We start from the raw sequence: 24,916 nt of genomic DNA, 5'->3' as shown, positions 1-24,916 counted from the left end.
GAAATTTATGGAGGTATGTACGCTTGAGCACACCGAAGATCAAAGCGACCGTAGAAGAGATGGTTCTCCCCTTTTTGCAGGAGAACGGCTTTGAACTGGTAGACGTGGAATATGTGAAGGAAGGAAGCAACTGGTTTCTTCGCGTCTTCGTTGATAAGGATGGAGGCATTGATATCGATGATTGCGGCCGAATCAGTGAATATTTAAGCGAGAAGCTGGATGCTGCCGATCCGATTCCGTCCGCTTATTTCCTGGAAGTCTCTTCACCTGGAGCGGAGCGTCCGCTCAAAAAGGCAGAGGATGTAGCTAAAGCCGTCGGCAAGGATGTATTTGTGACTACATATGAACCGGTAGAAGGTCTGAAGGAATTTGAAGGCCGGCTGCTTTCTTTTGACAATGACCAGCTGGTCATTACGGTCGGGAAGAAGGATTATGCCATCCCATATAACAAAGTAGCCAGCGCTAGGTTGGCCATCATTTTTTAATGATCTGCACGGGAAGATGAAAGGGGGAACTTGAGGCAGATGAGTATGGATTTTATTGAAGCCTTAAATGAATTGGAAAGGGAGAAAGGAATCAGCAAGGACATTTTGTTCGAGGCGATTGAAGCTGCTCTGATCTCCAGCTACAAACGCAATTTTAACACCGCACAAAACGTCCGCGTCGACATGAATCGTCATACCGGGGCGATTAAGGTTTTTGCCCGCAAGCTTGTCGTGGAAGAAGTGCTGGATCCGCGGACGGAGATCTCCTTGGCAGCGGCTCGTGAGATCAATCCAAGCTTCCAATTGGATGATATCTCCGAGATTGAGGTTACGCCTCGGGATTTCGGACGCATTGCGGCACAGACGGCTAAGCAGGTCGTCACCCAGCGCATCCGCGAGGCCGAGCGGGGACTGATTTACAACGCTTTTGTCGAGAAGGAAGAGGATATCGTTACGGGGATCGTCCAGCGTCAGGATCAGCGTAATGTCTATGTCGATCTCGGCAAGATTGAGGCCCATCTTCCGCTGAACGAGCTTATGCCGAATGAGAAGTTCAAGCATGGAGACCGGATTAAGGCATACATCACGAAGGTGGAGAATACGACCAAGGGGCCGCAAATTTTGCTTTCACGTACGCACCCGGGATTGCTAAAGCGGCTGTTTGAGCTTGAGGTGCCGGAGATTTTTGACGGTGTCGTAGAGATTCGTTCTGTGGCGCGCGAAGCGGGCTTCCGCTCTAAAATCGCGGTCTATTCCCGCAACAGCGAAGTGGATCCGGTCGGCTCCTGCGTAGGGCCTAAGGGGACTCGCGTCCAGACGATCGTAAGCGAGCTTCGGGGCGAGAAAATCGATATCGTGCGCTATTCCGAGAATGTCGAGGAGTATGTAGCCAACGCGCTTAGCCCTTCGAAGGTGCTTGAAGTCCAGGTGTTTGAAGCGGAGAAGATGGCGCGCGTAATCGTTCCTGATTATCAGCTCTCGCTGGCCATCGGCATCAAGGGGCAGAATGCCCGCCTGGCAGCCAAGCTGACGGGATGGAAGATCGACATCAAGAGCGAGAGTCAAGCGGAAGAGGAATTTGGAAGAGAGAAGACTGACTCGGGTGAAATGCCGCAGGATTCCGTCTCCGTCGATTAATTATTAGCTCTAATTGTTAGTATGGACGGGGGGCGATGAGGATGAAGCCTAGAAAGATACCGCTGCGCAAATGCGTGGCATGCAATGAAATGATGCCCAAGAAGTCGTTGATTCGCGTCGTGCGTTCTCCGGAGGGAGACGTATCGATCGATTTGACCGGCAAAAAGTCAGGCCGCGGCGCCTATTTGTGCGGTCAAGCGTCCTGTTTCAAGCTGGCCCATAAGAACAAGGCCTTGGACAGGGCGCTGAAATCTCCGGTGGGCACGGAGGTTTACGAGCAGCTGGCACGGGACTTTCTTGCGGTAGAGGATGACTTTATCGCTGAACGCGATCGGAAAGAGGATGCCGATGAGTAAAGTGCTGTCCGGTCTTGGCCTGGCGATGCGGGCTGGCAAAATAGTCACCGGGGACGAGAGCGTCCTTAAGGCGGTTCGCTCCGGGGAGGCTAAGCTTGTTATTGTCGCGCGGGATGCTTCCGAGAATGCCCGCAAGAAATTTCGTGACAAGTGCGCGACCTACAAAGTTCCTTTGATCATCGGCTATGGCAGGGAAGACCTTGGATCAAGCGTCGGAAAGCCGGAACGGGTCGTTCTGGCTCTGCTGGATCAGGGATTCGCCGATATGATTCGGAAAACGATCGTGAAAACGTCGGAGGTGGAGTATATTGAGTAAACAAGAAAACAAGGATAAACTCAGGGTATATGAATATGCAAAATCGCTCAATATGAGCAGCAAGGAAATTATTACGATTCTTAAACGGCTAAATATTCCGGTTAATAACCACATGAGTGTAATGGAGAATGATGCCGTATCCAAGGTAGAGCAGTTTTTCAAGGATATTAAGAGCAATGCCGCTGCCAAGCGCGAAGGTTCCGAGCCTGCTAAATCTTCAGCTAAATCGTCGGCACCCGCTTCCGCAGGAGGAAGCCAAACGCCGAAAACCGGGGCCGGTGCTGATGCCGGCCAGCGTGAGGAGCAGGGTCAGGGGCATAGAGCGGGCAGCAGCGGATCAGGCAATACCAAAAATCAACAAGAAAAGCAGGTAAGTATGAATAATAGAACTGATACAAATACATCCTCCCATGCAGGGGGAGCACAGGCAACGCAAGAAAGAAATAAACGGCCAGGAGGCGGCCCGCAGGGGAACCGCAATAGCTCTCAAGGCGGCAGGGGATCCCAGCCGTCTGGAGGGCAACGCGCAAATACCAATGCGGGAGGAGCTCGTCAGGGACAGGGATCAGGAAATACGGCGGCTGCCCCGAATCGCAATAACGGACCTGCTGCCCGTCAGCCACAGTCCAGTAATGACAGCAATGCTGCTGGCAGAAATCAGGACAGAGGCCAGGGCCAGCGTAAGGGAAATAACAATAGACCGGGTCAAAGACGATTTGATGATAACAGATCGGGCAATTTCAAGAACAACCGCGGCGGTAAAGGCGGCAGAGGCAAGGGCGGTGCGCAGCAGCCTCCGCGCGAGAAAATCGACAATACACCGAAGAAGATCATCGTTCGCGGCAATATGACGGTAGGCGAGGCAGCAAAGCTTCTGCATAAGGATGCTTCCGAAGTTATCAAGAAGCTGATTATGCTCGGCGTCATGGCGACGATCAACCAGGAGCTGGATATCGATACGATCCTGCTGCTCGCCGGCGATTTCGGCGTAGAGGTCGAAGTGAAAATCCCGGTAGAGGAAGATCGTTTCGAGACGCTGGAAGAGAATGATGATGAGGCGGATTTGATGGAGCGTCCTCCGGTCGTTACGATTATGGGTCACGTTGACCATGGTAAGACGACACTGCTTGATGCCATCCGTTCGACGAATGTCAGCGGCGGCGAGGCTGGAGGCATCACCCAGCATATCGGTGCTTATCAAGTTGAGATTAACAATAAGAAAATTACGTTCCTCGATACCCCGGGTCACGAAGCGTTTACGGCTATGCGTGCCCGCGGTGCGCAATTGACGGACATTACGATCATTGTTGTAGCTGCAGATGACGGAGTCATGCCGCAAACAGTGGAAGCAGTCAACCACGCCAAAGCGGCAGGGCTTCCGATTATCGTAGCCGTTAACAAGATCGATAAACCGACGGCGAATCCGGACAAAGTGAAGCAGGAACTGACCGAGTACGGGCTCGTTCCGGAGGAATGGGGCGGAGATACGATCTTCGTCAACGTGTCCGCGAAGCAAAGAATGGGATTGGAAGATTTGCTGGAAATGATTCTGCTCGTAGCAGAAGTCAATGAATATAAAGCGAATCCGGACAAACGCGCTCGCGGAGCGGTGATCGAGGCCGAGCTGGACAAGAGCCGCGGACCGGTTGCGCGCGTGCTCGTGCAGCATGGTACATTGAAGGTGGGCGATGCGTTCGTAGCCGGAAATTGCTTTGGCCGCATCCGGGCTATGGTTAACGATAAAGGCCGCCGCATCAAGGAAGCAGGACCGTCCACGCCGGTTGAAATTACAGGGTTGACGGAAGTGCCGCTGGCTGGCGATCCGTTCATGGTCTTTGAAGACGAGCGCAAAGCCCGGTCCATTGCCGAGAAACGCGCAGTGACCCAACGTCAGTCCGAGCTTGGCGGCAACACGCGCGTTACGCTTGACGATCTGTTCCGCCACATCAAGGATGGTGAGATCAAAGATCTCAACGTCATCATCAAAGCGGACGTACAGGGCTCCGTCGAGGCGCTTAAGGGCTCTCTGGAGAAAATCGAAGTAGAGGGCGTTCGCGTAAAAATTATTCACAGCGGCGCTGGTGCCATTACGGAATCGGATATCATTCTCGCGGCTGCTTCTAATGCGATCGTGATCGGCTTCAACGTTCGTCCGGACAACCAGACGAAAGCCACGGCTGAGCAGGAGAAGGTCGATATTCGTCTCCACCGCGTCATCTATAAAGCGATCGAGGAAATTGAGCAGGCTATGAAAGGGATGCTTGATCCCGAATATAAAGAGGTTGTCATTGGCCATGCTGAGGTTCGCGATACGTTCAAGCTCAGCCGAGTGGGAACGATCGCCGGTTGTATGGTGACCTCTGGCAAAATTACGCGTAATTCCGAAACCCGCCTGATTCGCGACGGTATCGTCGTATATGAAGGCAAGATTGATTCACTCAAACGCTTCAAGGACGATGCGAAGGAAGTCAATCAAGGCTACGAGTGCGGCATCACGCTGGATAACTTCAACGATATTAAAGAGGGCGACGTTATCGAGGCATTTATTATGGAGGCCGTCGAGCGGAAGTAAGGTAGGTGACAATAAATGGCGAAAAATCGTGTCGGACGTGTGGGCGAACAGATTAAGAAAGAGCTCAGCCTCCTCATTCAGAATGAAATCAAGGATCCCCGGATCGGATTTGTCACGGTGACCGGCGTGGACGTTACAAGCGACCTGTCCCAAGCAAAGGTATATATTAGCATTTTTGGCGATGAGGAGAAAAAATCGGAATCGCTGAAAGGGCTGGAGAAGGCGATCGGTTTCCTGCGGACTGAGCTTGGCAAAAGAATGCGTTTGCGCCATACGCCAGAATTGATTTTCAAAGTCGATGAGTCGATTGAGTACGGCAGCCGCATTGAGAAGCTGCTGGGCGAAATTACGCATGACGAGGATAAATGAATTTAGAAGGAGACGGCAATGCAGACCAATGAACAGGAGTTCCTACAGGTAGAGCATTTTCTGAAGGATCATGATGATTTCCTGGTAGTGTCGCACGTACAGCCGGATGGAGATGCAGTCAGTTCCACCCTTGTGGTGGGCTGGCTTCTCTCATGTCTGGGTAAAAATTACGTTATGGTCAATGAAGGGCCGATTCCTCAGCGTATGTCGTACCTGCTGCATTCGGATCGCATCATGGATCTGTCAGTAACCCCTTTAACCAAGTCCTATAAACATATTATTTGCGTTGATTGCGCTGATTTTCGCAGAGTCGGGAAGGCGAGCGAGTATTTTGCTGCGGACGCAAAGATTTTGAATATCGATCATCATCCTACGAATGACGGGTTTGGAAGCATTAATCTTATCGTCCCCGATGCGGCCGCTACGGTACAGGTGCTGTTTGATTTAGTGAAGTGGCTGAATCTATCCCTCGATCATGATACGGCAACTGCGATTTATACGGGCCTACTTACGGATACAGGGGGATTCCGTTATTCAAGCACCTCTCCGAGAGTCATGGCGATGGCATCGGAGTTATTGGAATACGGGGTCGATGGACCGGCTCTGTCACAGCTGCTGCTGGAAGAGATGACCTTGCCGCAGATTCGCCTGCTGACGAGAGCCTTGAATGGGCTGCAAATGTCGGAGGACGGAAAAATCAGCTGGGTCACGATCAACGACGAGGATATGAAGCTAACCGGTGCCATCCATGAGGATTTGGAAGGGATTGTAAATTACCCTCGCAACATTCAGAACGTAGAGGTTGGCCTATTATTTAAAGTGATCGATGACAATGCCGTAAAGGTGAGCATGAGATCGGCCGGCAAGGTGGATGTGGCGGCCGTAGCTCAAGCCTTTGGCGGCGGCGGGCATGTACGAGCAGCGGGGGTGCGGATGCAAGGCAGTCTGGACGCCGTCGTCTTGCAGATCGTTGAGCAGGTGAAAGCCCGATTATGAAGACGAAACCTTATGAAGGTATACTGGCCGTTCATAAACCAGCAGGCTTTACCTCGCATGATGTCGTCGCTAAAACCCGCGGCATCTTAAAAATGAAACGGATCGGACATACCGGTACACTGGATCCGGCGGTCACTGGAGTCCTTCCGCTCTGCCTAGGACGGGCGACCAGAATGGTGGAATATCTGCAGGAGCTTCCTAAGGAGTACGAGGCGACGCTTTTTCTCGGGGTCGCTACCGATACGGAGGATCTGTCAGGCAGAATCATCGAGCGCATAGAAGGGCTGCATGTTGCAGAGGAAGAGGTTCATGCGGCTCTGAGCCGGTTTACCGGGACGATTTCCCAAGTCCCCCCGATGTATTCCGCATTGAAACAGGATGGAAAGCGGCTTTACGAATTAGCCCGGGAAGGGAAAACGGTAGAGCGGAAGGCGCGGGAAGTTACGATTCATGAGCTGGAGTTGATCTCCTATGAGACTGGCGGTGAATACCCGTCGATTTCTTTTCGCGTGCTGTGTTCTAAAGGAACTTATATCCGTACGCTTTGCGTCGATATCGGCCGTGCGCTGGGCGTGCCTGCGGCCATGGCTCAGCTGAAGAGGACGGTCTCTGCAGGCATTACGGAAGCACAATGCCTGACCCTGGAAGAGATAGCCGAGCATGCAGCAGAGGGAACATTGGAAGAGCATCTTATTCCTGTCGATGAGGCGGTTAATCATCTGCCGGCCCATCGGATTCCTGAAGAGCGAGTGAAGCAGGCCCTGCAGGGGCAGAGGCTTTCTTCCAGGCTGCTTGAGCCTCCAGCTCGCTTTGGGGAGAATATCCGTTTGTATGGTGCAGCGGGACAATTTTTAGGCATTTTTCGCGGCGAGGAGTCTACGGGCGCAATTACGCCTGTCAAAGTATTTCCGCCGGAATGAAATATATGCCAATCCGAGTGAAATTGCAGGTGAAATGATAGTGGAAACAATGAATCTGACCTACCCCCTTACAAAAGAGACCATAGATTACAGCGCCAAGCCACAGGTTCTGGCCATCGGCCAGTTCGACGGCTTGCATCTTGGACATGTGAGCGTAATCGAGTCGGCTGTTCGGCTCGCTGCATCCGTGAATTTGCCGGCCGCGGTGATGACCTTTCATCCCCATCCGAAGGAAGTCATGAAGAAAGGTGACTACGACGGGTATTTAACGCCTCCCCGCGAAAAGGAAAGAATTTTAAGAAGTCTAGGCGTAGATTATGTATACATCGTGGAATTCAATGATGCATTCTCGCGGGTAAGTCCGCAAAACTTCGTTACGGGCGTACTCGTTCCGCTCCAGGTTCATACGGCCGTCGTCGGCTTTGATTTCCGTTACGGCTATCGCGGAGAAGGGGATGCCGGAATGCTGCGCGAGCTTAGCGACAATACGCTGGAAGTCAGCACGGTGCCTCCATTTCTTATCGAGGGCGAGAAGGTGAGCAGCTCGGGAATTCGCAGAGCGCTGGCGGAAGGGAATGTGCAGCTTGCAGCGCGCTGGTTGGGGCGCAGATACGCCATTCGGGGAACGGTGATGCACGGCGAGAAGCGGGGCCGCAAAATTGGTTTCCCTACAGCGAACCTTAAGCCGGATGAATATTTTGTATTGCCTATCAAAGGGGTTTACGCCGTAAGGGCAAATTATGAGGGGAAATGGCTGCCTGGCGTGATGAATGTAGGGGTTAAGCCGACCTTCCATAGCGATAAGGTCGCGCCTTCCCTGGAGGTTCATTTATTTGACTTTGACGGGGATTTGTATGGGAAGACTCTGGCTGTAGAACTCGTAGAATTCATTCGCGAGGAACGGAAATTCGCTTCTGTTGATGAGCTTGTAGCACAGATCGGCAAAGATGCAGATACGGCTAAACGCCTGCTGCTTGCTGCTGAGTAGGACAAGAAGCTGATTTTTGCAGATATGTGTTTACTGGCATTTACATTTGTCCATTATGTATGGTATACTGATCTACGTTGTTCATGGTGGAGATTGGTATTTTCGCCATGACGGCTATAACCTTAGCTTGGTTGATCCGGACCTCACCGCCCGGCGACGAGGCTAACGGCGATTCAGATAAAGGAGGTGAACAGGATGGCATTGACTCAAGAACGCAAACAACAACTGATCGAAGAGCACAAAACTCATGAATCCGATACAGGATCACCAGAGGTGCAAATTGCTATCCTTACGGAGAACATTGTTAATTTGACCGAACACTTGCGCTCGCACAAGAAGGATCATCATTCCCGTCGCGGTCTTTTGAAAATGGTCGGCCAACGTCGTAAGCTGTTGGCATACCTGAAGAACAAAGACGTAAAACGTTACTCCGCTTTGATTGAGAAACTCGGATTGCGTCGTTAATTTCTCGTGTGAACTAAAGCAGCCTGGTTGCCGCCGGATACGCTATGATTAGCGAACGGTGGCGGTCGGGTTGCTTTTTAACAGTTGCGTAAATGTATATGCTTTGCTTTTCACGTACATACAGCTCCTTCAGGAGCTTTTGTTGTGAATAGGGACTGACCTCTTATTTGCCTTCCATCATGATTAAGTTTAAATCCAACTTCTTTTATGATTTGGGCAAAAGGAGGAAATAATGTAGGCTATAACGAATTTCTATCTGTGATAAGGAGGGATTTCATGGAGAAACATGTGAAAATGCAGTTGGGAGGAAGACCTCTTATACTGGAAACCGGCCGTCTGGCCAAGCAGGCCAATGCAGCCGTTATGGTACGCTACGGCGATACGGCCGTATTGTGTACGGTGACCGCATCATCCGAGCCGAAGGATCTCGATTTCTTTCCGCTTACCGTAAACTATGAGGAGAAGCTGTATGCCGTAGGTAAAATCCCGGGGGGCTTCATTAAACGCGAAGGGCGTCCAAGCGAGAAAGCGATTTTGGCAAGCCGCCTGACCGACCGGCCGATTCGGCCGCTGTTCCCGGAAGGCTTCCGTAACGATGTACAAATTGTAAACCTCGTCATGAGCGTCGATCAGGACTGCGAGCCGGAAATTGCAGCAATGATCGGTACTTCTGCAGCGCTCAGCATTTCCGACGTTCCGTTTAACGGCCCCATTGGCGGCGTAGCTGTGGGACGGGTGGACGGGCAGTTCGTCATTAACCCGAATGTTGCCCAGCAGGAAGCAAGTGATATTTATGTCGTGGTCGCCGGCACGAAGGATGCCATCATGATGGTGGAAGCCGAAGCGAATGAAGTTCCAGAAGAAGTCATGCTTGAGGCCATCATGTTCGGCCATGAGGAAATCAAGAATATCGTGGCAGTTATTGAGGAATTGGTAGAACTTGCCGGCAAAGAGAAAATGGAAGTGAAGCTTCATGCGGTAGATGAGGAAGTCAACCGCGAGGTTCGGGAATTCGCGGCGGCTCGTCTTATCGAAGCTGTCAGAATTGCCGAGAAGCATGCGCGCCAGGATGCGATCGATGCGATCAATAATGAGACGGTGGCCCACTTTGAGGAGAAGTACATAGAGTCTCCCGAGCTTCTGAAAGATGTTATGGAGGTTCTCCATGATATCGTTAAGGAAGAAGTGCGTCGTCTGATCACGCATGATAAAGTCCGTCCGGATGGCCGGAAGCTGGATGAGATCCGCCCGATTGAATGCGACATCAGCCTGCTGCCGCGTACGCATGGATCCGGCTTGTTTACGCGCGGCCAGACACAGGCGCTTAGCGTATGTACGCTTGGAGCTTTGGGCGATGTACAAATTCTTGACGGGATCGACCTGGAAGAATCCAAGCGCTTTATGCATCACTATAATTTCCCGCCGTTCAGTGTAGGTGAAGCACGTCCGCTGCGCGCGCCAGGACGCCGTGAAGTAGGGCATGGAGCTCTTGGTGAAAGAGCGTTGTCCAAGGTAATTCCGCCTGAATCGGAGTTCCCTTATACCATTCGCTTAGTGTCCGAGGTTCTGGAGTCGAACGGTTCTACCTCGCAGGCGAGTATTTGCGCTAGTACGCTAGCGATGATGGATGCTGGCGTTCCGATCAAGGCGCCTGTTGCCGGGGTAGCGATGGGGTTGATCAAGGATGGGGATCAAGTCTCGATCCTGAGTGATATTCAAGGCATGGAAGACCATTTGGGCGATATGGACTTTAAGGTAGCCGGTACACCGGATGGCGTAACTGCGATCCAAATGGACATCAAGATCGATGGCATCGACCGCCAGATCCTGACGGATGCCTTGTCTCAGGCCAGAGAAGGCCGGATGCACATCCTGTCTAAAATGATGGAGCGCATCCAGAAGCCAAAGGAAAGCTTATCTCCTTATGCGCCTAAAATTCTTATCATGAACATCAATCCCGATAAAATTCGCGATGTGATCGGTGCCGGCGGCAAAATTATCAATAAGATCATTGAAGAGACCGGCGTAAAAATCGATATCGAGCAGGATGGCCGCGTATTCATCGCTTCAGCAAATGAAGAGATGAATAATAAGGCGCGCTCAATCATTGAAGGCATCGTGAAGGAAGTCGTTGTCGGAGAGATTTATGTAGGTACGGTAAAACGGATCGAGAAGTTCGGCGCTTTCGTGGAGATATTGCCGGGCAAGGACGGTCTGGTTCATATTTCGCAGCTTTCTACGGAGCGTGTTGCTAAGGTGGAAGATGTTGTCGCAATCGGTGATACGATAACCGTCAAGGTTACGGAAATCGACCAGCAAGGTCGCGTGAATCTTTCCCGCAAAGCAGTATTAACTGCAGAGGCCGCTAAATCATCATCCTAAAGACCCCCCATATTTCATCAAATGTGCGGGAAAAGAGACAGAATGAACATTCTGGCTCTTTTTTAATTTGTTCTCTTATAGATGAATAGATGAATTGCTTTTTTGATCCGCCGGTTCTATTGCATATTATGGAACTTGTCTTCATATGATGAGGACAAAACCGGGGTAAGGGGATGGGCAGTTCATGAGTCGGAATAAATTCATCGCGATAGGGATTGGATTCATTGTCGTATTTGCAATTTGGCAGTGGGGAGGAATTCGGGCATTTGTAGAAGAAAGTTCAATGAAACAGAGTGGCAGCTTCGCATTTCGTCTCTTTGCTGACGCCAGCGGCGATGAATTGATGACGGTCATCCGGGAGGAGGCGGCCAAGCGCCGCGAGGAGCCAATTGATGCGGTGATAGATCGCGTGTGGAAGGCGATTCCCGGCTATAATGGTATTGAAGTGGATATCGAGAAGACATACCAGAAAGCAAAAGCGCTGCCTCAAGGAGCGGACATACCTTACCAATACCGGGAGATCAAGCCGCGGGTCAATTTGGAGGATTTAGCGGCCGAGCCGATTTACCGGGGGAACCCGAATAAGCCGATGGTGGCATTCATGATCAATGTTGCCTGGGGCAACGAGTATATTGTGCCCATGCTTGATACGCTGGATGAAGCCAAGGTCAAAGCGACCTTTTTTCTAGATGGCAGCTGGCTGAAGAAAAACGTAGAGCTGGCGAAGGAAATCCAGCAAAGAGGGCATCAACTGGAAAACCATGCGTACTCTCACCCGAATATGAGCCAGCTGGACGATTACCGGGCGAGAATGGAAATATCCAAGACGAAGGATCTGCTCAAAAGCGAGCTGGGTGTGGACAATCGTTGGTTTGCACCGCCCTCCGGCGATTTCAATGACCGTACGGTCAAGCAGGCTGCTGATTATGGGTTAAAGACGGTGCTTTGGACACTGGACACCGTGGATTGGAAAAAGCCGCTTCCATCGAGCATCGTGCAGAAAATAGCGGATAAGGTGGCGCCAGGCACGCTCATTTTGATGCATCCAACGGATTCATCCAGCCGCGCGTTGAAGGAGATGATCGCTGTCATCCGCGCAAAAGGACTGGTGCTCGGTACCGTGGAGGAGACACTGTCGAGCGATCGGGTCCTGCAGCCGGGGAGTTGAGCAATCTTGCTTTTTTTGATAGGATAATGATGATTTCACGGAGCTTGCAGTATTGGAGCGCTTGCTTTCGAAGCAGGGTTACTGCGTAGAAATACATGAAGCAAAGCTTCGTAAAACGAAGCGGATGCTTTCGAAGCAAGTTTTACTGCGTTCGGAATATACAGAAGCAAAGCTTCGTAAAACTTTTAGGAGGGCCTTTCGTGCACAAAACGCAACTTAAAAACGGCCTGCGGGTGGTTATGGAGAAAATCCCGACCTTCCGGTCGGTGTCGTTCGGTATTTGGGTCAAAACCGGATCACGGAACGAGAATCCTGATTCAGGCGGCATTTCCCATTTCATTGAACATATGCTGTTCAAAGGAACTAAGCGGTATGATGCCAAAGAAATTGCCGAACAGTTCGACGCTATTGGCGGTAACGTAAACGCCTTTACGTCAAAGGAATACACTTGCTATTACGCCAAAGTATTGGATGAGCATTTGCCGATCGCGGTGGATGTCTTGTCCGATATGTTCTTTAGATCGTTATTCGATGAGGAAGAGCTGCGCAAAGAGAAGAATGTTATTTTGGAAGAGATCGCGATGTATGAGGATACGCCGGATGATATGGTTCATGACCTGATCTCTGAGGCAGCCTACGGGAGCCACCCGCTGGCGCTGCCTATCCTTGGCACGGAGCAGCAGCTGCAGGCCATGGATTCTTCTCAACTTAAAGCTTACATGCGCGAGAAGTACACGATCGACAATACCGTCATCAGTATTGCCGGTAACTACGATGACAACATCATTGAACTGCTGGAGAAGCACTTTGGAGATTTCAGCTTAAGTGGAGCTGAAGGCGCTTTGGAGGCGCCCGAGTTTCTAGGAGGCCTGAGGTTCCACCGCAAGAAGACGGAGCAGAATCATATCTGCCTTTCTTTTCCCGGGCTGCAAATTGGCGATAAAAATCAGTATGCCATGGTTCTGTTGAACAATGCCTTAGGGGGCGGGATGAGCTCGCGGCTATTCCAGGAAATTCGCGAGAAGCGAGGGCTGGCCTATTCTGTATATTCGTACCATAGTTCTCATGCGGATAGCGGCTTATTCACCGTGTATGCGGGAACGGCCCCAAAGCAAACCAAGGACGTCCTGGAGCTGACCAAGGAAATACTGCATGATGTATCCCTTAACGGGCTTACGGAGAGCGAATTAAGCAAAGGCAAGGAGCAGCTGAAGGGCAGCTTGATTCTTAGCTTGGAGAGCACGAGCAGCCGAATGAATCGCCTGGGCAAAAACGAGCTGATGCTCGGGCGCCATTTTACGCTGGATGAAATTATTTCACGAATCGAAGCGGTGACGATGGAGGATATCAATGAAGTGCTGCAAGGTATGTTCAAGCAGCCTTATGCTCTAGCGATGGTCGGTTCTTCCGACCGAGTCTTGTCAGGAATAAGGAGAGATGAACTTGTCATATGAAGTCCAAATTAAACGTCTAGCGGGAAATGAAGATCTGGAGCTTCCCCGGAAGATGTCGGAGCAGGCATCCGGATTCGATCTTTATGCAGCAATTACGGATGAAGTTGTGCTTCAGCCGGGACAGCGGACCTTGATCCCTACTGGCTTTGCCCTGGCTATGCCGGCGGGTCTGGAGGCCCAGATTCGCCCGCGCAGCGGACTGGCGTTCAAGCATGGCATAACCTGCCTGAATACGCCGGGAACGGTCGATGCCGACTATCGGGGAGAGGTCAAGGTGCTTCTGATCAACCACGGGGACGAGCCTTTCACCTTCCGTCGCGGAGAACGTATCGCCCAGATGGTATTCCAGATCGTTCCTGAAGTGAACCTGGTTCAAGTGGACGAGCTGTCGGATACCGTGCGCGGTACGGGCGGATTCGGCCATACCGGCAGAAATTGAATTGTCCACCAGTTTAGCGGCTAATGATACTAACCCATTTAAGCTTGCCAGTCTGCACCTAACAGTGCAGGCCTGGCGGGCTTTTTTTGCTGTCTGGCGGCATCTCAGAAACGAATTTTTCACCACTTGGTAGGCGGCGGCATAAGATGGTCTATACTGTGCTAGCCTGGAAGGAGGACGTCCACGATGCTTACCGGACTAACTATAGTGTTTATTGGCGGGGACGCTCGACAGATCGAAATCATCAATAAATGTACGGAGCTTGATGCAACGGTAAAGGTAGTCGGCTTCGATCAACTGGAGCCTCCTCTATCCGGAGTTTCTCATGAGAAGCTGTCTCCCGGTTTGTTAATGAATGCTGATGTCATTGTTTTTCCGGTGGTTGGATGTGATGATCAGGGCGCGGTCAGCGCTCCGTTCGCCAAGGAAGGCATCGTCATGAGCAAGGAAATGTTCGCGGCGATCCGGGAAGGAACGGCGGTCTACACGGGGATGGCCAAAAGCTTGCTCAAACGCATGTCCGCTGAATTCAGCTTCAAATTGATCGAGCTGCTTGAACGCGATGATGTCGCTATTTACAACTCGATTCCGACGGCCGAAGGTGCCATTATGATGGCTATTCAGCATACAGACATTACGATTCATGGTTCAACCTGCCTCGTGCTCGGTTTGGGAAGAACGGGGTTTACGCTGGCCCAGACGCTGCAGGGATTGGGCGCTACGGTCCGGGCGGGAATCCGCCGGGTGGATCAGGCTGCCAGAGCCGTGCAAATGGGATGGAAGCCTTTTGCAGCAACGGATTTGACCGCTTATACCGGGGAAATCGACTTGATTTTTAACACGATTCCGACTATGATAATCACAGCACAAATCATCTCGAAATTGCCCCGTAACGTGGTCATCATCGACCTGGCTTCGGCTCCGGGCGGGACGGATTTCCGCTTCGCGGAGAAGCGGGGAATCAAGGCGCTTCTTGCCCCCGGTTTACCTGGAATCGTAGCTCCCAAGACGGCTGGAACCATCATGGCGAACACGATCTGTCAGTCGATATCGGAAGAGTTCCATTTACGGGGGGATGAAATGTGAATTGGCAGGGGAAAACGGTAGGTTATGCGATAACGGGTTCGCATTGCACTTTTGATGAAGTGATGCCGCAAATACAGCGGTTCGTTGATGGCGGCGCTAAAGTGATTCCGATCATATCCCATACGGTACTAACGACGGACACCCGATTCGGGAAGTCGGAGGATTGGCGCAAACAGTTGAAAGATATAACGGGGAATGATATCATTTCTACAATTGTCGAAGCGGAGCCGCTTGGACCGACCAAGCTGCTTGACATATTGGTCATCGCGCCCTGCACCGGCACGACGACAAGCAAGCTTGCGAACGCGATCACAGACAGTCCGGTGCTGATGGCCGCAAAGGCCCAGCTCCGTAATGGAAAACCGCTAGTCCTGGCCGTCTCTACTAATGATGGACTAGGCTTCAACCTGGCGAATATCGCTAAACTAATCGTCGCTAAGAATATTTATTTCGTTCCTTTCGGGCAGGATAATCCGACTGGCAAGCCCAACTCGCTTGTGGCCAGAATGGAACTTATACCGGAAGTCGCTTATGCCGCGCTCGAGGGCAAGCAATATCAGCCTCTTATTATCGAGCGATTCAGGTAAGAAACTTTATGGAGACGTGTTCATCGGTTATGACAGCAGCCTGTAACGCTGTTAATCGCTGAAATCCCGGCCGGAAAGTCGTTAATGCATGAATAGTAGTTTAGGCAATCATAAGTTAAGACGGAATGAAGTACTGCTTTACTCCGCCATCATATTGGAGGAATTACACATGCACATTATGGTGCAGAAGTTCGGCGGCACTTCCCTCTCTACATCCGAAGCGAGGGAGCATGTCCTTTCCCATATTCGCCGGGAGCTGGACAATGGCTATCGGCTTGTCGTTGTAGTATCGGCTATGGGCCGTAAGGGAGATCCCTATGCAACAGATACGCTGCTGGATCTAATCGGGCAGACGGGGGGATCTCTTTCCTCGCGTGAGCAGGATTTATTGCTGTGCTGCGGTGAAATTATATCCGCAACCACGCTTAGCAGCCTGCTTCAGCGGGAAGGAATTGCGTCTACCGTCCTGACCGGTGCACAGGCAGGATTTAGAACGGACAGCCAATTCGGCAATGCTCGGATATTGGATGTCATCCCTACTCGCGTGCTAGCAGAGCTGGAGATAGGGAATGTCGTCATTGTAACCGGATTTCAGGGACAGAATCTGGACGGTGAATTTACGACACTGGGACGGGGCGGCAGCGACACTTCGGCAACGGCGCTGGGTGCGGCCTTGCATGCCGAAATGGTCGATATATATACGGATGTGAACGGCATATTGACGGCGGATCCGCGAATTGTCGAGGATGCCAGAGCACTTCCGCATGTCAGCTATGCGGAGATTTGCAATATGGCCCATCAAGGGGCTAAGGTCATACATCCCCGTGCGGTGGAAATTGCGATGCAATCCGGCATTCCGATTCGGGTCCGCTCTACGTTTTCGCAAAGCGAAGGGACGCTGGTTGCCAATCCGGAAGGCTTCAGGGACGTGCAGACCGGAGTTGTCGACAGATACGTGACTGGAATTGCCTATGTAGGTAATGTTACCCAGATTACGGTGCAGCCGTCCGGGCAATCCGAAGCGAAGCTTCAGCTGCAGGTGTTTAAAGCCATGGCGGAGAACGCCATCAGCGTTGATTTTATTAATGTTACCCCAACCGGTGTCGTTTATACAGTATTTGACAGCGATGCCGGCAAAGCATCGGCGATATTGGAATCCATGGGCTTGTCCCCTCGCATATTAAGCGGTTGTGCGAAGGTATCCGTGATTGGCGGCGGGATAAATGGAGTTCCGGGAATTATGGCCAAAATTGTCGAGGCATTGACGGAGCAAGGGATACAAATATTGCAGTCTGCGGACTCAAACACAACGATATGGGTGCTCGTTCATAAAGAGGACATGGTGCAAGCGCTCAGAGCGCTTCACTCCAAATTCGAGCTTGCCCAATCTTGACTATTCTGGAGGAGGACATAAAGTGGATTTCGGAAGATTGATTACGGCAATGGTAACTCCATTCGATAGCCAAGGGCTCATCGATTGGGATCAAACGGCCCGGTTAATAGACTATTTGATCGAGGAGCAGCAATCGGATTCCCTCGTTATCTGCGGTACGACGGGAGAGTCTCCGACGTTAAGCGAGGAGGAGAAGGTTGCGTTATTCGAGTTTGCTTTGAAGCAGTCGAACGGGCGCTGCAAAATTATTGCCGGCACCGGCAGCAACAATACAGCAGAGTCCATTCAATTGACGGCTAAGGCTGAGGCGTGCGGCGTCGATGGCGTCTTGCTCGTAGCACCTTATTATAATAAACCGAATCAGGAAGGCCTCTATCGCCATTTCCAAGCGATTGCCCGCTCGACCAAGCTCCCGGTGATGCTGTACAATGTGCCAAGCCGTACGGTGATCGGCCTTTCGGCAGAGACGACGCTGCGCTTGGCCGAGTTGCCAAATGTGGTGGCGACGAAGGAGTGCGCCTCGCTTGAGCAGGTGACTCAAATTGTGTCCGGAGCTCCTGAGGGCTTCAAGGTGTATTCAGGCGATGATTCCGCTACACTGCCAGCTATGTCAGTCGGTGCATATGGAATCGTCAGCGTAGCCAGCCATATTATCGGCAATCAGATGAAGGATATGATCGAGGCATTCCTGAACGGTCAAGTGGCTGAGGCTGCGAAATCGCATCAGCGGTTGCTTCCGGTGTTTAAAGGACTATTCGAATGTCCGCACCCGGTACCGAATCCTGTTGCCGTAAAATATGCGTTGAACCAATCTGGTTTTGCTGTAGGTTCCGTACGCTTGCCGCTTGTACCGCCTACCGAAGAAGAGGCGGCGTTTATCCGAAATCTGCTGTCCTAAGCCAAAAGTTAAAAATGTGCTCTTCTACCAAGAACCGATGCCTGCTTTGAGGCATCGGTTCTTTCGTTATTGCGCAAGGTAACGTTAACTAGGTGTAAAGCGTCTGACTTGTTTTTTGCCATTTTAATCATGTATAATGATTTCAAGTGACTGGGTGCGGTGATTTAAAAATTTAATGTTATTGAATATACAACGTCCAAATTATTAGGAGGGTTAGATTCACTTGTCCAAAAAAATGAATAATGATAAATTGACGATCTTTGCATTGGGCGGCGTCGCGGAAATCGGAAAGAACATGTACGTCGTTCAGTATGCCAATGATATCGTTGTTATTGATGCTGGCCTTAAATTTCCAGAAGAGGACATGCTTGGCATTGACATCGTCATTCCCGATATCACTTACTTGACGGAGAACCGTGACAAAGTAAGAGGCATCGTGCTTACGCACGGCCATGAAGACCATATCGGCGGGTTGCCTTATGTGCTCAAGAATTTAAACGTGCCCGTATACGGGACGAAATTGACGCTGGGTCTGGTCGAGAACAAGCTGAAGGAAGCAGGTCTGTTAGGGGATACGAAGCGTGTGCTCATTCATGCGGATTCGGAAGTGCAGTTAGGCTCGACGCTTAAGGCAACGTTCTTCAAGACCAATCACAGTATTCCCGATTCGGTTGGGGTGTGCATCGAGACGCCGGAAGGCAATGTAGTTCACACGGGTGACTTCAAATTTGATCATACTCCAGTCAATGATCAATTTGCTGATTTGCACCGTATGGGAGAAATCGGCAAGAAGGGAGTACTTGCGCTTTTATCGGATAGCACGAATGCGGAGAAGCCGGGCTTTACGCCTTCGGAGAAAAATGTCGGCATCGTTCTGGATGATATATTCCGTAAAGCTCAGCAGAGGGTCGTTGTCGCTACGTTTGCTTCCAACGTGCACCGGATTCAGCAAGTCATCGATGCGGCCTATTCAACGGGACGCAAGCTGACGATTATCGGACGGAGTATGGTTAACGTCGTGACGATCGCTTCAGAGCTCGGATATCTTAACGTTCCGGACGGCATTCTGATCGAGCCGGAGGAAGTGAACAAGATGGCTGCGGATCGCGTAGTTATTTTGTGTACAGGCAGTCAGGGCGAGCCGATGTCAGCGTTAACACGCATGGCTCGTTCTACTCACCGCAAGGTGGATATTCTGCCTGGGGATACGGTGATTATCGCTGCGACTCCTGTACCAGGCAACGAGAAGTATGTCGGTCGCACAATCGATGAGCTGTTCCGTCTTGGTGCCGAGGTCATTTATAGCGGCTCCAACTCCGGTGTACACGTATCCGGACACGGCAGCCAGGAAGAATTGAAATTGATGCTCAATTTAATGCGTCCTAAATATTTCATCCCTGTTCACGGGGAATACCGCATGCTGCGGAAGCATGCGCTGCTGGGCGAATCCGTTGGTGTTGATCCAGACAATATTTTCCTGATCGATATCGGTGAAATGGTGGAGATCCAGAACGGTGTAGCCCGCAAAGCCGGCAAAGTGCCTGCAGGCAACGTACTGATCGATGGCCTCGGCGTTGGCGATGTTGGCAATATCGTTCTTCGGGACCGCAAGCTGCTCTCCCAGGACGGCATTCTGGTCGTCGTCGTTACGCTAAGCAAGCAGGATGGAACGATTGTATCCGGTCCAGACATCATTTCCAGAGGCTTCGTATACGTAAGGGAATCGGAAGGCCTGCTTGAGGAGGCCAACCGGATCGTATCCAGCACGCTGGAGAAATTGATGAGTGAGAACGTAAACGAGTGGGCTTCGCTGAAGACCAATGTCAAGGAATCGCTCGGACGTTTTCTCTATGAGCAGACGCGCCGCAGACCGATGATTCTGCCGATCATCATGGAAGTATGATGAATTACAGCTAAATGTAGGATAATTTTATATCTGACCTTTAGGTTGGGCACACAGTCGCCCCTTCTCCTGCCGGTAATATTGGACGGTTTCTTGTAGGAGAAGGGGCTTTCTTTATTTTGTCTTTCTCTTCTGCATGAAGGCTGCCGGCCAAGGCATACTAACCACATAATGGACAATTACTGGCCAGCAGCCGAAAGGAAGTGTCGAGGATGAAGGAGCAATACCAGAACCCCAAGTATACGGCTACGGATGGAGCAGAGCCTGCGCCTCAAATTCCCGGAGGGGAAAAAACGGCGGCAGCTGTAACCGAAACGATTCAACAGCTTGGACAAACTGCTGTGCCTGCTCCCGGGGAATCTAATGTCTACTGCATGACGATCATCGGTCAAATTGAGGGGCATCTCGTTCTGCCTCCGCAGAACAAAACGACCAAGTATGAGCATTTGATTCCGCAGCTTGTGGCGGCGGAGCAAAACCCGCGTATCGAAGGAATGCTTATCATTCTGAATACGGTAGGCGGGGATGTCGAGGCGGGGCTAGCTATTGCCGAAATGATCTCTTCCCTTACCAAGCCAACAGTCACGGTTGTGATCGGCGGCGGGCACAGCATCGGGGTGCCGATCGCGGTCGCTTCCGATTATTCGTTGATCGCCGAAAGCGCGACGATGACCATTCATCCGATCCGCATGACAGGCCTCGTCATCGGCGTCCCGCAAACCTTCGAGTATATTGAGAAGATGCAGGAAAGAGTCGTGCGGTTCGTAACGACCCATTCTAAAATTTCGGAGAACACCTTCAAGGAGCTGATGTTCAAGACAGGGGAGCTGAACCGGGACATTGGTACAGCGGTAGGCGGGGCAGACGCGGTTAAATACGGATTGATCGACGGAATCGGAGGAATCGGGCAGGGGCTCACAAAGCTGAATGAGCTGATCGAATCGCGGCGGACTGCCTCATCGGGAGGAGGTATTACGCAATGACTCATTACACGATTTTACCGGAGGAGGCCTACTGGGATCAGAAGGAAACGTCAGACAACTATACGGAAATTGAGCTTGGCGGCATTTTGATGCAGGTCAGAATGGAGCCGGACAACCGGGCAACGATTATCCGGCTTCTCCGCTGTTCTTTGGATGATTATCTGAACCCGGCATTTGCGCCTGGACAGCAAATTACGTTCGTACCGATTTTAAACAAACCGTAAGAGTCCTATAGGTTGCCCCCAGTGATTATGGTATAATATTCATCTAGGGGGTGATCTTCGTTTGGCGCGAAAGAAGAAGAAAAAAAAGGCAGCACTGGGCACTATGCTCAAATACGAGATATATGGGATCATCCTGATTACTTTATCGATCATTGCCTTGTCTGGGGAAGCGGCGGTAGGCAGAACGTTATCGAAGATGTCCGCTCTTGTCCTCGGCAAGTTCTATTTTGTCATTCCATTGATCGGGATTTTCATCGGGCTTAGCGTGATGATTAGCCGAAAATGGCCGTCCCGCTGGAATACCCGACGCAGCGGAGCGCTGCTCGCCGTACTATCGCTCGTTCTGATGAGCACGATCTTTGCCATGGAGAAGAAGCTAGCTCCATCGGTGTCTTTGTCTGCGGGCAATATAATGTCGCAGATCCATCACGATCTTCAGACCGCTTTATTCGGTCCGGCCCTAGAGGATACCGGATTCAGCCTCCTTGGTTTGGACATAAGCGGAGGATATATAGGCGGGCTGGAGTTTGCCCTTCTCTATTCATTATTCGGCATTGCCGGTGCCAAGCTGATCATGATCGTCATGATGGCGATCAGCTTCATGTTAATAACTGGGCTGTCTTATGTTGATTTGTTCCGGTTGATCCGCAAAAACTTAAGAGGGGCAGGTACAAGCTTCAGCCGGAAGCTGAAATTGCTGCGCCCTGTTCCCGTCAACAGCAGGCCGAAGCGTACGCCTGCTGAATCCGTGCAGGCCAATCGCTATGAGGAAGAGGAGGCGGAGGAAGAGGAGGAGCTGCCTGTACCCCGCGGGCCGCAGCGCAAGCCGGTATTCTTTCAGTTGTTTAACTTCAAGCCTCGTCCGAAGCAGGATGACATAGCTGAAGAATCCCGGGAGGAATTGCATGGAGAATTTGCGGACCAGGAGAGTTTACATACTTCCGAAGTAAACTGGAATCAGCTTGAATATGCAGGCAGTACTCCTGAGGCGGCCCGGTTCGACCCTTATACCGGGGAACCGCTGGTGCAAACCGATGAGCAGAAGGATGTCGGTCCCATTATTCGCGATTTCTTCGATAATATTCAGTTTGAAGGCCGTTCCGGCGCCTATGAAAATGAATCCGAAGCTGAGGAGCAGCCCACCGGCGGACAGGCGGGGTGGCCGATTGAAGCTGTGCCGGAGGAAGCGCATCAGACGCTGGAGCCGGATGGCTTCGAGCTGGAGCTGCCGGCAGGGGATGCAGATAATGATCAGGCTGCGCCATCTGCAGGCGAGGGAATCGCTGAGAAGAATGCTCCGCAAGAGGAGCCTCCGCCGCCCAAGCCTGCTCCAAAGCCGTATAAATTGCCGCCGTTCCGCTTGCTGTCAAAGCCTGCAGGAAGCGGCAAATCCGGGGATCAGGCGGATTACAAGCAGACTGCGCGAAAGCTCGAGGCTACGCTGGAGAGCTTTGGAGTAAGGGCACGCGTGCTGGAGGTCGTTCGCGGACCAGCCGTAACCCGCTACGAGATTCAGCCGGACATCGGAGTGAAGGTAAGCCGTATCGTCAATTTGACGGATGATATCGCACTGGCGCTTGCAGCGAAGGACATTCGTATGGAAGCGCCGATTCCAGGCAAATCGGCGATTGGCATCGAGGTGCCGAACAATGAGGTCTCTTTGGTAACGATGCGGGAAGTCATGGAAACTCCGGTCTTCCAGGATGCCGAATCGAAGCTTTCCATTGCCTTCGGCCGGGATATTTCCGGGCAGACGATTGTCGGAAACCTAGCCAAGATGCCGCATCTGCTTGTGGCCGGGGCTACAGGATCAGGGAAATCGGTGTGCATCAACGGAATCATAACCAGTATTCTGTACAAAGCAAAGCCGGATGAAGTAAAATTCATGATGGTCGATCCGAAAATGGTCGAGCTTAACGTCTATAATGGTATTCCACATCTGCTTGCACCTGTCGTCACCGATCCGAAGCGGGCTTCGCTGGCGCTGAAGAAGATCGTCGTCGAGATGGAGAAGCGTTACGAGCTGTTCTCCAAATCCGGCGCCCGCAATGTGGAAGGCTATAATCTGATGATGAAGGATAATCCGGAAGCTATTCTTCCCTACATTGTCGTCATCGTCGATGAGCTTGCCGATTTGATGATGGTCGCAGCCAATGACGTCGAGGATGCAATCGCCCGTCTGGCGCAGATGGCTCGGGCCGCAGGGATTCATCTCATTATCGCCACCCAGCGTCCATCGGTCGACGTCATAACCGGCGTTATCAAAGCGAATATACCATCACGCATCGCATTCGGCGTATCGTCCCAGGTAGACTCCCGAACCATTCTCGACATGGCTGGCGCGGAGAAGCTGCTTGGACGGGGCGATATGCTCTTTATGCCGATGGGAGCTTCGAAGCCGATCCGTGTGCAGGGCGCCTTCATGAGCGATCAGGAGGTCGAAGCGATCGTGGGCTATGTTCGCGGACAAGGCCAGGCCGAATATGACGACAGCCTTGTTCCTGAGGTGGAGGAAGAGGTTCAAGGGACAGAGGAGATCGTGGACGAGCTGTTCGATCAGGCTGTGCAGATCATCCTTGAAGCGAAGCAGGCTTCGGTGTCGCTGCTGCAAAGACGGATGCGCATCGGGTACACCCGTGCAGCCAGACTGATTGATTCCATGGAGGCCCGAGGCATCGTGGGACCTTATGAAGGAAGCAAGCCTAGGGAAGTACTAATCTCCCTGGAGCAGTTCAAGATCGGGAAAATATCTTCATAACAGCTCAAGCAGTAAATCATAAGCGGCAGATCCTTGATGGACAAGGGTCTGCCGTTTTATTTTGCTGTTCTCAGGCAAAGGTTTCTTTTTAGGGTGCATAGGAAGGGGAGGCAGTAGTCATAATAATGTCATCCATCTATGTTAATCCACAAAAGAAAGGTAGAGCTAAACGATGAAAAAATCGAGAATATGGTTTGCTACCGGTTTAGTGCTGCTTTTATGCGGGGCGTTGTTTGGAGCATATCGGCTTTGGAATATCACGCCCGTTATGGCGGAAAGAAGCGAGGAGCCGAAATCTTCCCTTCCCGTATTCAGCGAACAGGTGATCCAGTATGGCGCTTTTGGAACAGATGTCTATGAGCTTCAAGGCCGGCTGGGTTTTCTAGGATTTTATCATGGCAAGCTCGATAGTTATTTCGGTCCAAAGACACTGGAATCCCTCAAATGGTTCCAGTCGGAGTTTGGCATGCCGGTCGATGGTTTGGCCGGACCGAAAACGAAGCTGAAGCTTTACAATGCCACGAAGGAATGGAAGCCGGGCATGGAATATGCTACTGGCGAGACCGGAGCGAATAAGGGGGCAGAGAGTGCGCCCGAGCAGGCCGAAGGCAACACGTCGGCAGATTTATCTTCCGGAAACGCGATGGGACTATCGGCCAATGATCTGAAAATCATGGCTAATGCTGTATACGGCGAAGCCCGCGGGGAACCTTTTGAGGGACAAGTTGCCGTGGCAGCGGTCATCCTCAACCGCGTGAAGTCCCCGAGCTTCCCAAATACGGTATCTGGCGTTATTTTCGAGCCGCTCGCCTTTACCGCGGTCGCTGACGGCCAAATCTGGCTTGAACCGAACGAGAGTGCAAAGAAAGCGGTACAGCAGGCATTGAACGGCTGGGACCCCACCGGCGGCTGTCTGTATTACTTTAATCCGGAGACGGCGACATCGAAATGGATCTGGTCTCGTCCCCAGGTTAAAACGATCGGAAAGCATATTTTCTGCATGTAAATAATGGTTTGGCAGGAAGCAGCCCCTCATG

Annotated in this window: 23 protein-coding genes; all 23 read left to right on the top strand. The window is 51.6% G+C overall.

The annotated features are described in order from the left end of the window. Positions 1 to 23: 23 nt before the first annotated feature. The 23 genes from rimP (at position 24) to sleB (ending at position 24,885) form a co-directional block, all read left to right on the top strand. Positions 24 to 485: a ribosome maturation factor RimP gene (rimP, locus tag BN2762_RS18825; RefSeq protein WP_055108424.1), complete on the top strand. Its 462-nt coding sequence runs from the start codon at positions 24 to 26 to the stop codon at positions 483 to 485. Between the two features lie 39 nt (positions 486 to 524). After that, on the top strand, positions 525 to 1,622 hold the full coding sequence (gene nusA / locus BN2762_RS18820) for a transcription termination factor NusA (protein ID WP_055108423.1): 1,098 nt from the start codon (positions 525 to 527) through the stop codon (positions 1,620 to 1,622). A gap of 41 nt (positions 1,623 to 1,663) precedes the next feature. After that, entirely contained in the window at positions 1,664 to 1,978 is a 315-nt protein-coding gene (rnpM, locus tag BN2762_RS18815; protein WP_055108422.1) for an RNase P modulator RnpM, read from the top strand. Further along, positions 1,971 to 2,294, top strand: a complete 324-nt coding sequence (locus tag BN2762_RS18810; protein ID WP_055108421.1) for a L7Ae/L30e/S12e/Gadd45 family ribosomal protein — start codon at positions 1,971 to 1,973, stop codon at positions 2,292 to 2,294. The genes rnpM and BN2762_RS18810 overlap by 8 nt, the downstream gene beginning before the upstream one ends. After that, entirely contained in the window at positions 2,287 to 4,866 is a 2,580-nt protein-coding gene (gene infB / locus BN2762_RS18805; RefSeq protein ID WP_055108420.1) for a translation initiation factor IF-2, read from the top strand. Before BN2762_RS18810 ends, infB begins: the two co-directional genes overlap by 8 nt. Before the next feature lie 15 nt (positions 4,867 to 4,881). After that, positions 4,882 to 5,235, top strand: a complete 354-nt coding sequence (rbfA, locus tag BN2762_RS18800) for a 30S ribosome-binding factor RbfA (protein WP_055108419.1) — start codon at positions 4,882 to 4,884, stop codon at positions 5,233 to 5,235. Positions 5,236 to 5,253: 18 nt separating this feature from the next. Next, positions 5,254 to 6,231 carry a DHH family phosphoesterase gene (locus BN2762_RS18795; protein WP_055108418.1) on the top strand — a complete coding sequence of 326 codons (978 nt, stop codon included), beginning with the start codon at positions 5,254 to 5,256 and terminating at the stop codon, positions 6,229 to 6,231. After that, complete coding sequence (truB, locus tag BN2762_RS18790) at positions 6,228 to 7,151, top strand: tRNA pseudouridine(55) synthase TruB (RefSeq protein WP_055108417.1); 924 nt, start codon at positions 6,228 to 6,230, stop codon at positions 7,149 to 7,151. Before BN2762_RS18795 ends, truB begins: the two co-directional genes overlap by 4 nt. 34 nt (positions 7,152 to 7,185) lie before the next feature. Next, positions 7,186 to 8,139 (top strand): bifunctional riboflavin kinase/FAD synthetase, encoded by a 954-nt coding sequence (locus BN2762_RS18785; protein ID WP_392391581.1) that lies wholly within the window; start codon positions 7,186 to 7,188, stop codon positions 8,137 to 8,139. Between the two features lie 195 nt (positions 8,140 to 8,334). Further along, positions 8,335 to 8,604 (top strand): 30S ribosomal protein S15, encoded by a 270-nt coding sequence (rpsO, locus tag BN2762_RS18780; protein WP_055108415.1) that lies wholly within the window; start codon positions 8,335 to 8,337, stop codon positions 8,602 to 8,604. Between the two features lie 276 nt (positions 8,605 to 8,880). Continuing rightward, positions 8,881 to 10,986, top strand: coding sequence for a polyribonucleotide nucleotidyltransferase (gene pnp, locus BN2762_RS18775; protein WP_055108414.1), 2,106 nt, complete (start codon positions 8,881 to 8,883; stop codon positions 10,984 to 10,986). Positions 10,987 to 11,170: 184 nt separating this feature from the next. Further along, a complete protein-coding gene (locus tag BN2762_RS18770) occupies positions 11,171 to 12,154 on the top strand; it encodes a polysaccharide deacetylase family protein (RefSeq protein WP_055108413.1) in 984 nt (327 codons plus the stop codon). Positions 12,155 to 12,354: 200 nt separating this feature from the next. After that, positions 12,355 to 13,608: a M16 family metallopeptidase gene (locus tag BN2762_RS18765; RefSeq protein WP_055108412.1), complete on the top strand. Its 1,254-nt coding sequence runs from the start codon at positions 12,355 to 12,357 to the stop codon at positions 13,606 to 13,608. Then, the gene (gene dut, locus BN2762_RS18760; protein WP_230202542.1) at positions 13,598 to 14,047 is read left to right on the top strand and encodes a dUTP diphosphatase; all 450 of its coding nucleotides are present in this window, start codon (positions 13,598 to 13,600) and stop codon (positions 14,045 to 14,047) included. The genes BN2762_RS18765 and dut overlap by 11 nt, the downstream gene beginning before the upstream one ends. A gap of 186 nt (positions 14,048 to 14,233) precedes the next feature. Further along, on the top strand, positions 14,234 to 15,133 hold the full coding sequence (gene dpsA / locus BN2762_RS18755; protein ID WP_055108410.1) for a dipicolinate synthase subunit DpsA: 900 nt from the start codon (positions 14,234 to 14,236) through the stop codon (positions 15,131 to 15,133). Then, entirely contained in the window at positions 15,130 to 15,720 is a 591-nt protein-coding gene (locus tag BN2762_RS18750) for a dipicolinate synthase subunit B (RefSeq protein WP_055108409.1), read from the top strand. The genes dpsA and BN2762_RS18750 overlap by 4 nt, the downstream gene beginning before the upstream one ends. A 169-nt stretch (positions 15,721 to 15,889) precedes the next feature. Next, positions 15,890 to 17,113: an aspartate kinase gene (dapG, locus tag BN2762_RS18745; RefSeq protein ID WP_055108408.1), complete on the top strand. Its 1,224-nt coding sequence runs from the start codon at positions 15,890 to 15,892 to the stop codon at positions 17,111 to 17,113. Between the two features lie 22 nt (positions 17,114 to 17,135). Then, a complete protein-coding gene (dapA, locus tag BN2762_RS18740; protein ID WP_055108407.1) occupies positions 17,136 to 18,011 on the top strand; it encodes a 4-hydroxy-tetrahydrodipicolinate synthase in 876 nt (291 codons plus the stop codon). A gap of 223 nt (positions 18,012 to 18,234) precedes the next feature. Beyond that, positions 18,235 to 19,914, top strand: a complete 1,680-nt coding sequence (locus BN2762_RS18735) for a ribonuclease J (RefSeq protein ID WP_055108406.1) — start codon at positions 18,235 to 18,237, stop codon at positions 19,912 to 19,914. A 212-nt stretch (positions 19,915 to 20,126) separates the two neighbouring features. Next, on the top strand, positions 20,127 to 20,897 hold the full coding sequence (locus tag BN2762_RS18730) for a ClpP family protease (RefSeq protein ID WP_055108405.1): 771 nt from the start codon (positions 20,127 to 20,129) through the stop codon (positions 20,895 to 20,897). Beyond that, complete coding sequence (locus BN2762_RS18725) at positions 20,894 to 21,121, top strand: YlzJ-like family protein (protein WP_055108404.1); 228 nt, start codon at positions 20,894 to 20,896, stop codon at positions 21,119 to 21,121. Before BN2762_RS18730 ends, BN2762_RS18725 begins: the two co-directional genes overlap by 4 nt. A 61-nt stretch (positions 21,122 to 21,182) precedes the next feature. Continuing rightward, the gene (locus BN2762_RS18720; protein ID WP_055108403.1) at positions 21,183 to 23,879 is read left to right on the top strand and encodes an FtsK/SpoIIIE family DNA translocase; all 2,697 of its coding nucleotides are present in this window, start codon (positions 21,183 to 21,185) and stop codon (positions 23,877 to 23,879) included. Between the two features lie 172 nt (positions 23,880 to 24,051). Beyond that, on the top strand, positions 24,052 to 24,885 hold the full coding sequence (gene sleB, locus BN2762_RS18715) for a spore cortex-lytic enzyme (protein ID WP_055108402.1): 834 nt from the start codon (positions 24,052 to 24,054) through the stop codon (positions 24,883 to 24,885). The last annotated feature ends 31 nt before the right edge of the window (positions 24,886 to 24,916 follow it).

The sequence above is a fragment of the Paenibacillus ihumii genome (genome assembly GCF_001403875.1).
Classification (GTDB): domain Bacteria; phylum Bacillota; class Bacilli; order Paenibacillales; family Paenibacillaceae; genus Fontibacillus; species Fontibacillus ihumii.
Note: the sequence above shows the minus strand (reverse complement) of the source record. Positions and strands in the feature narration are given on the sequence as shown.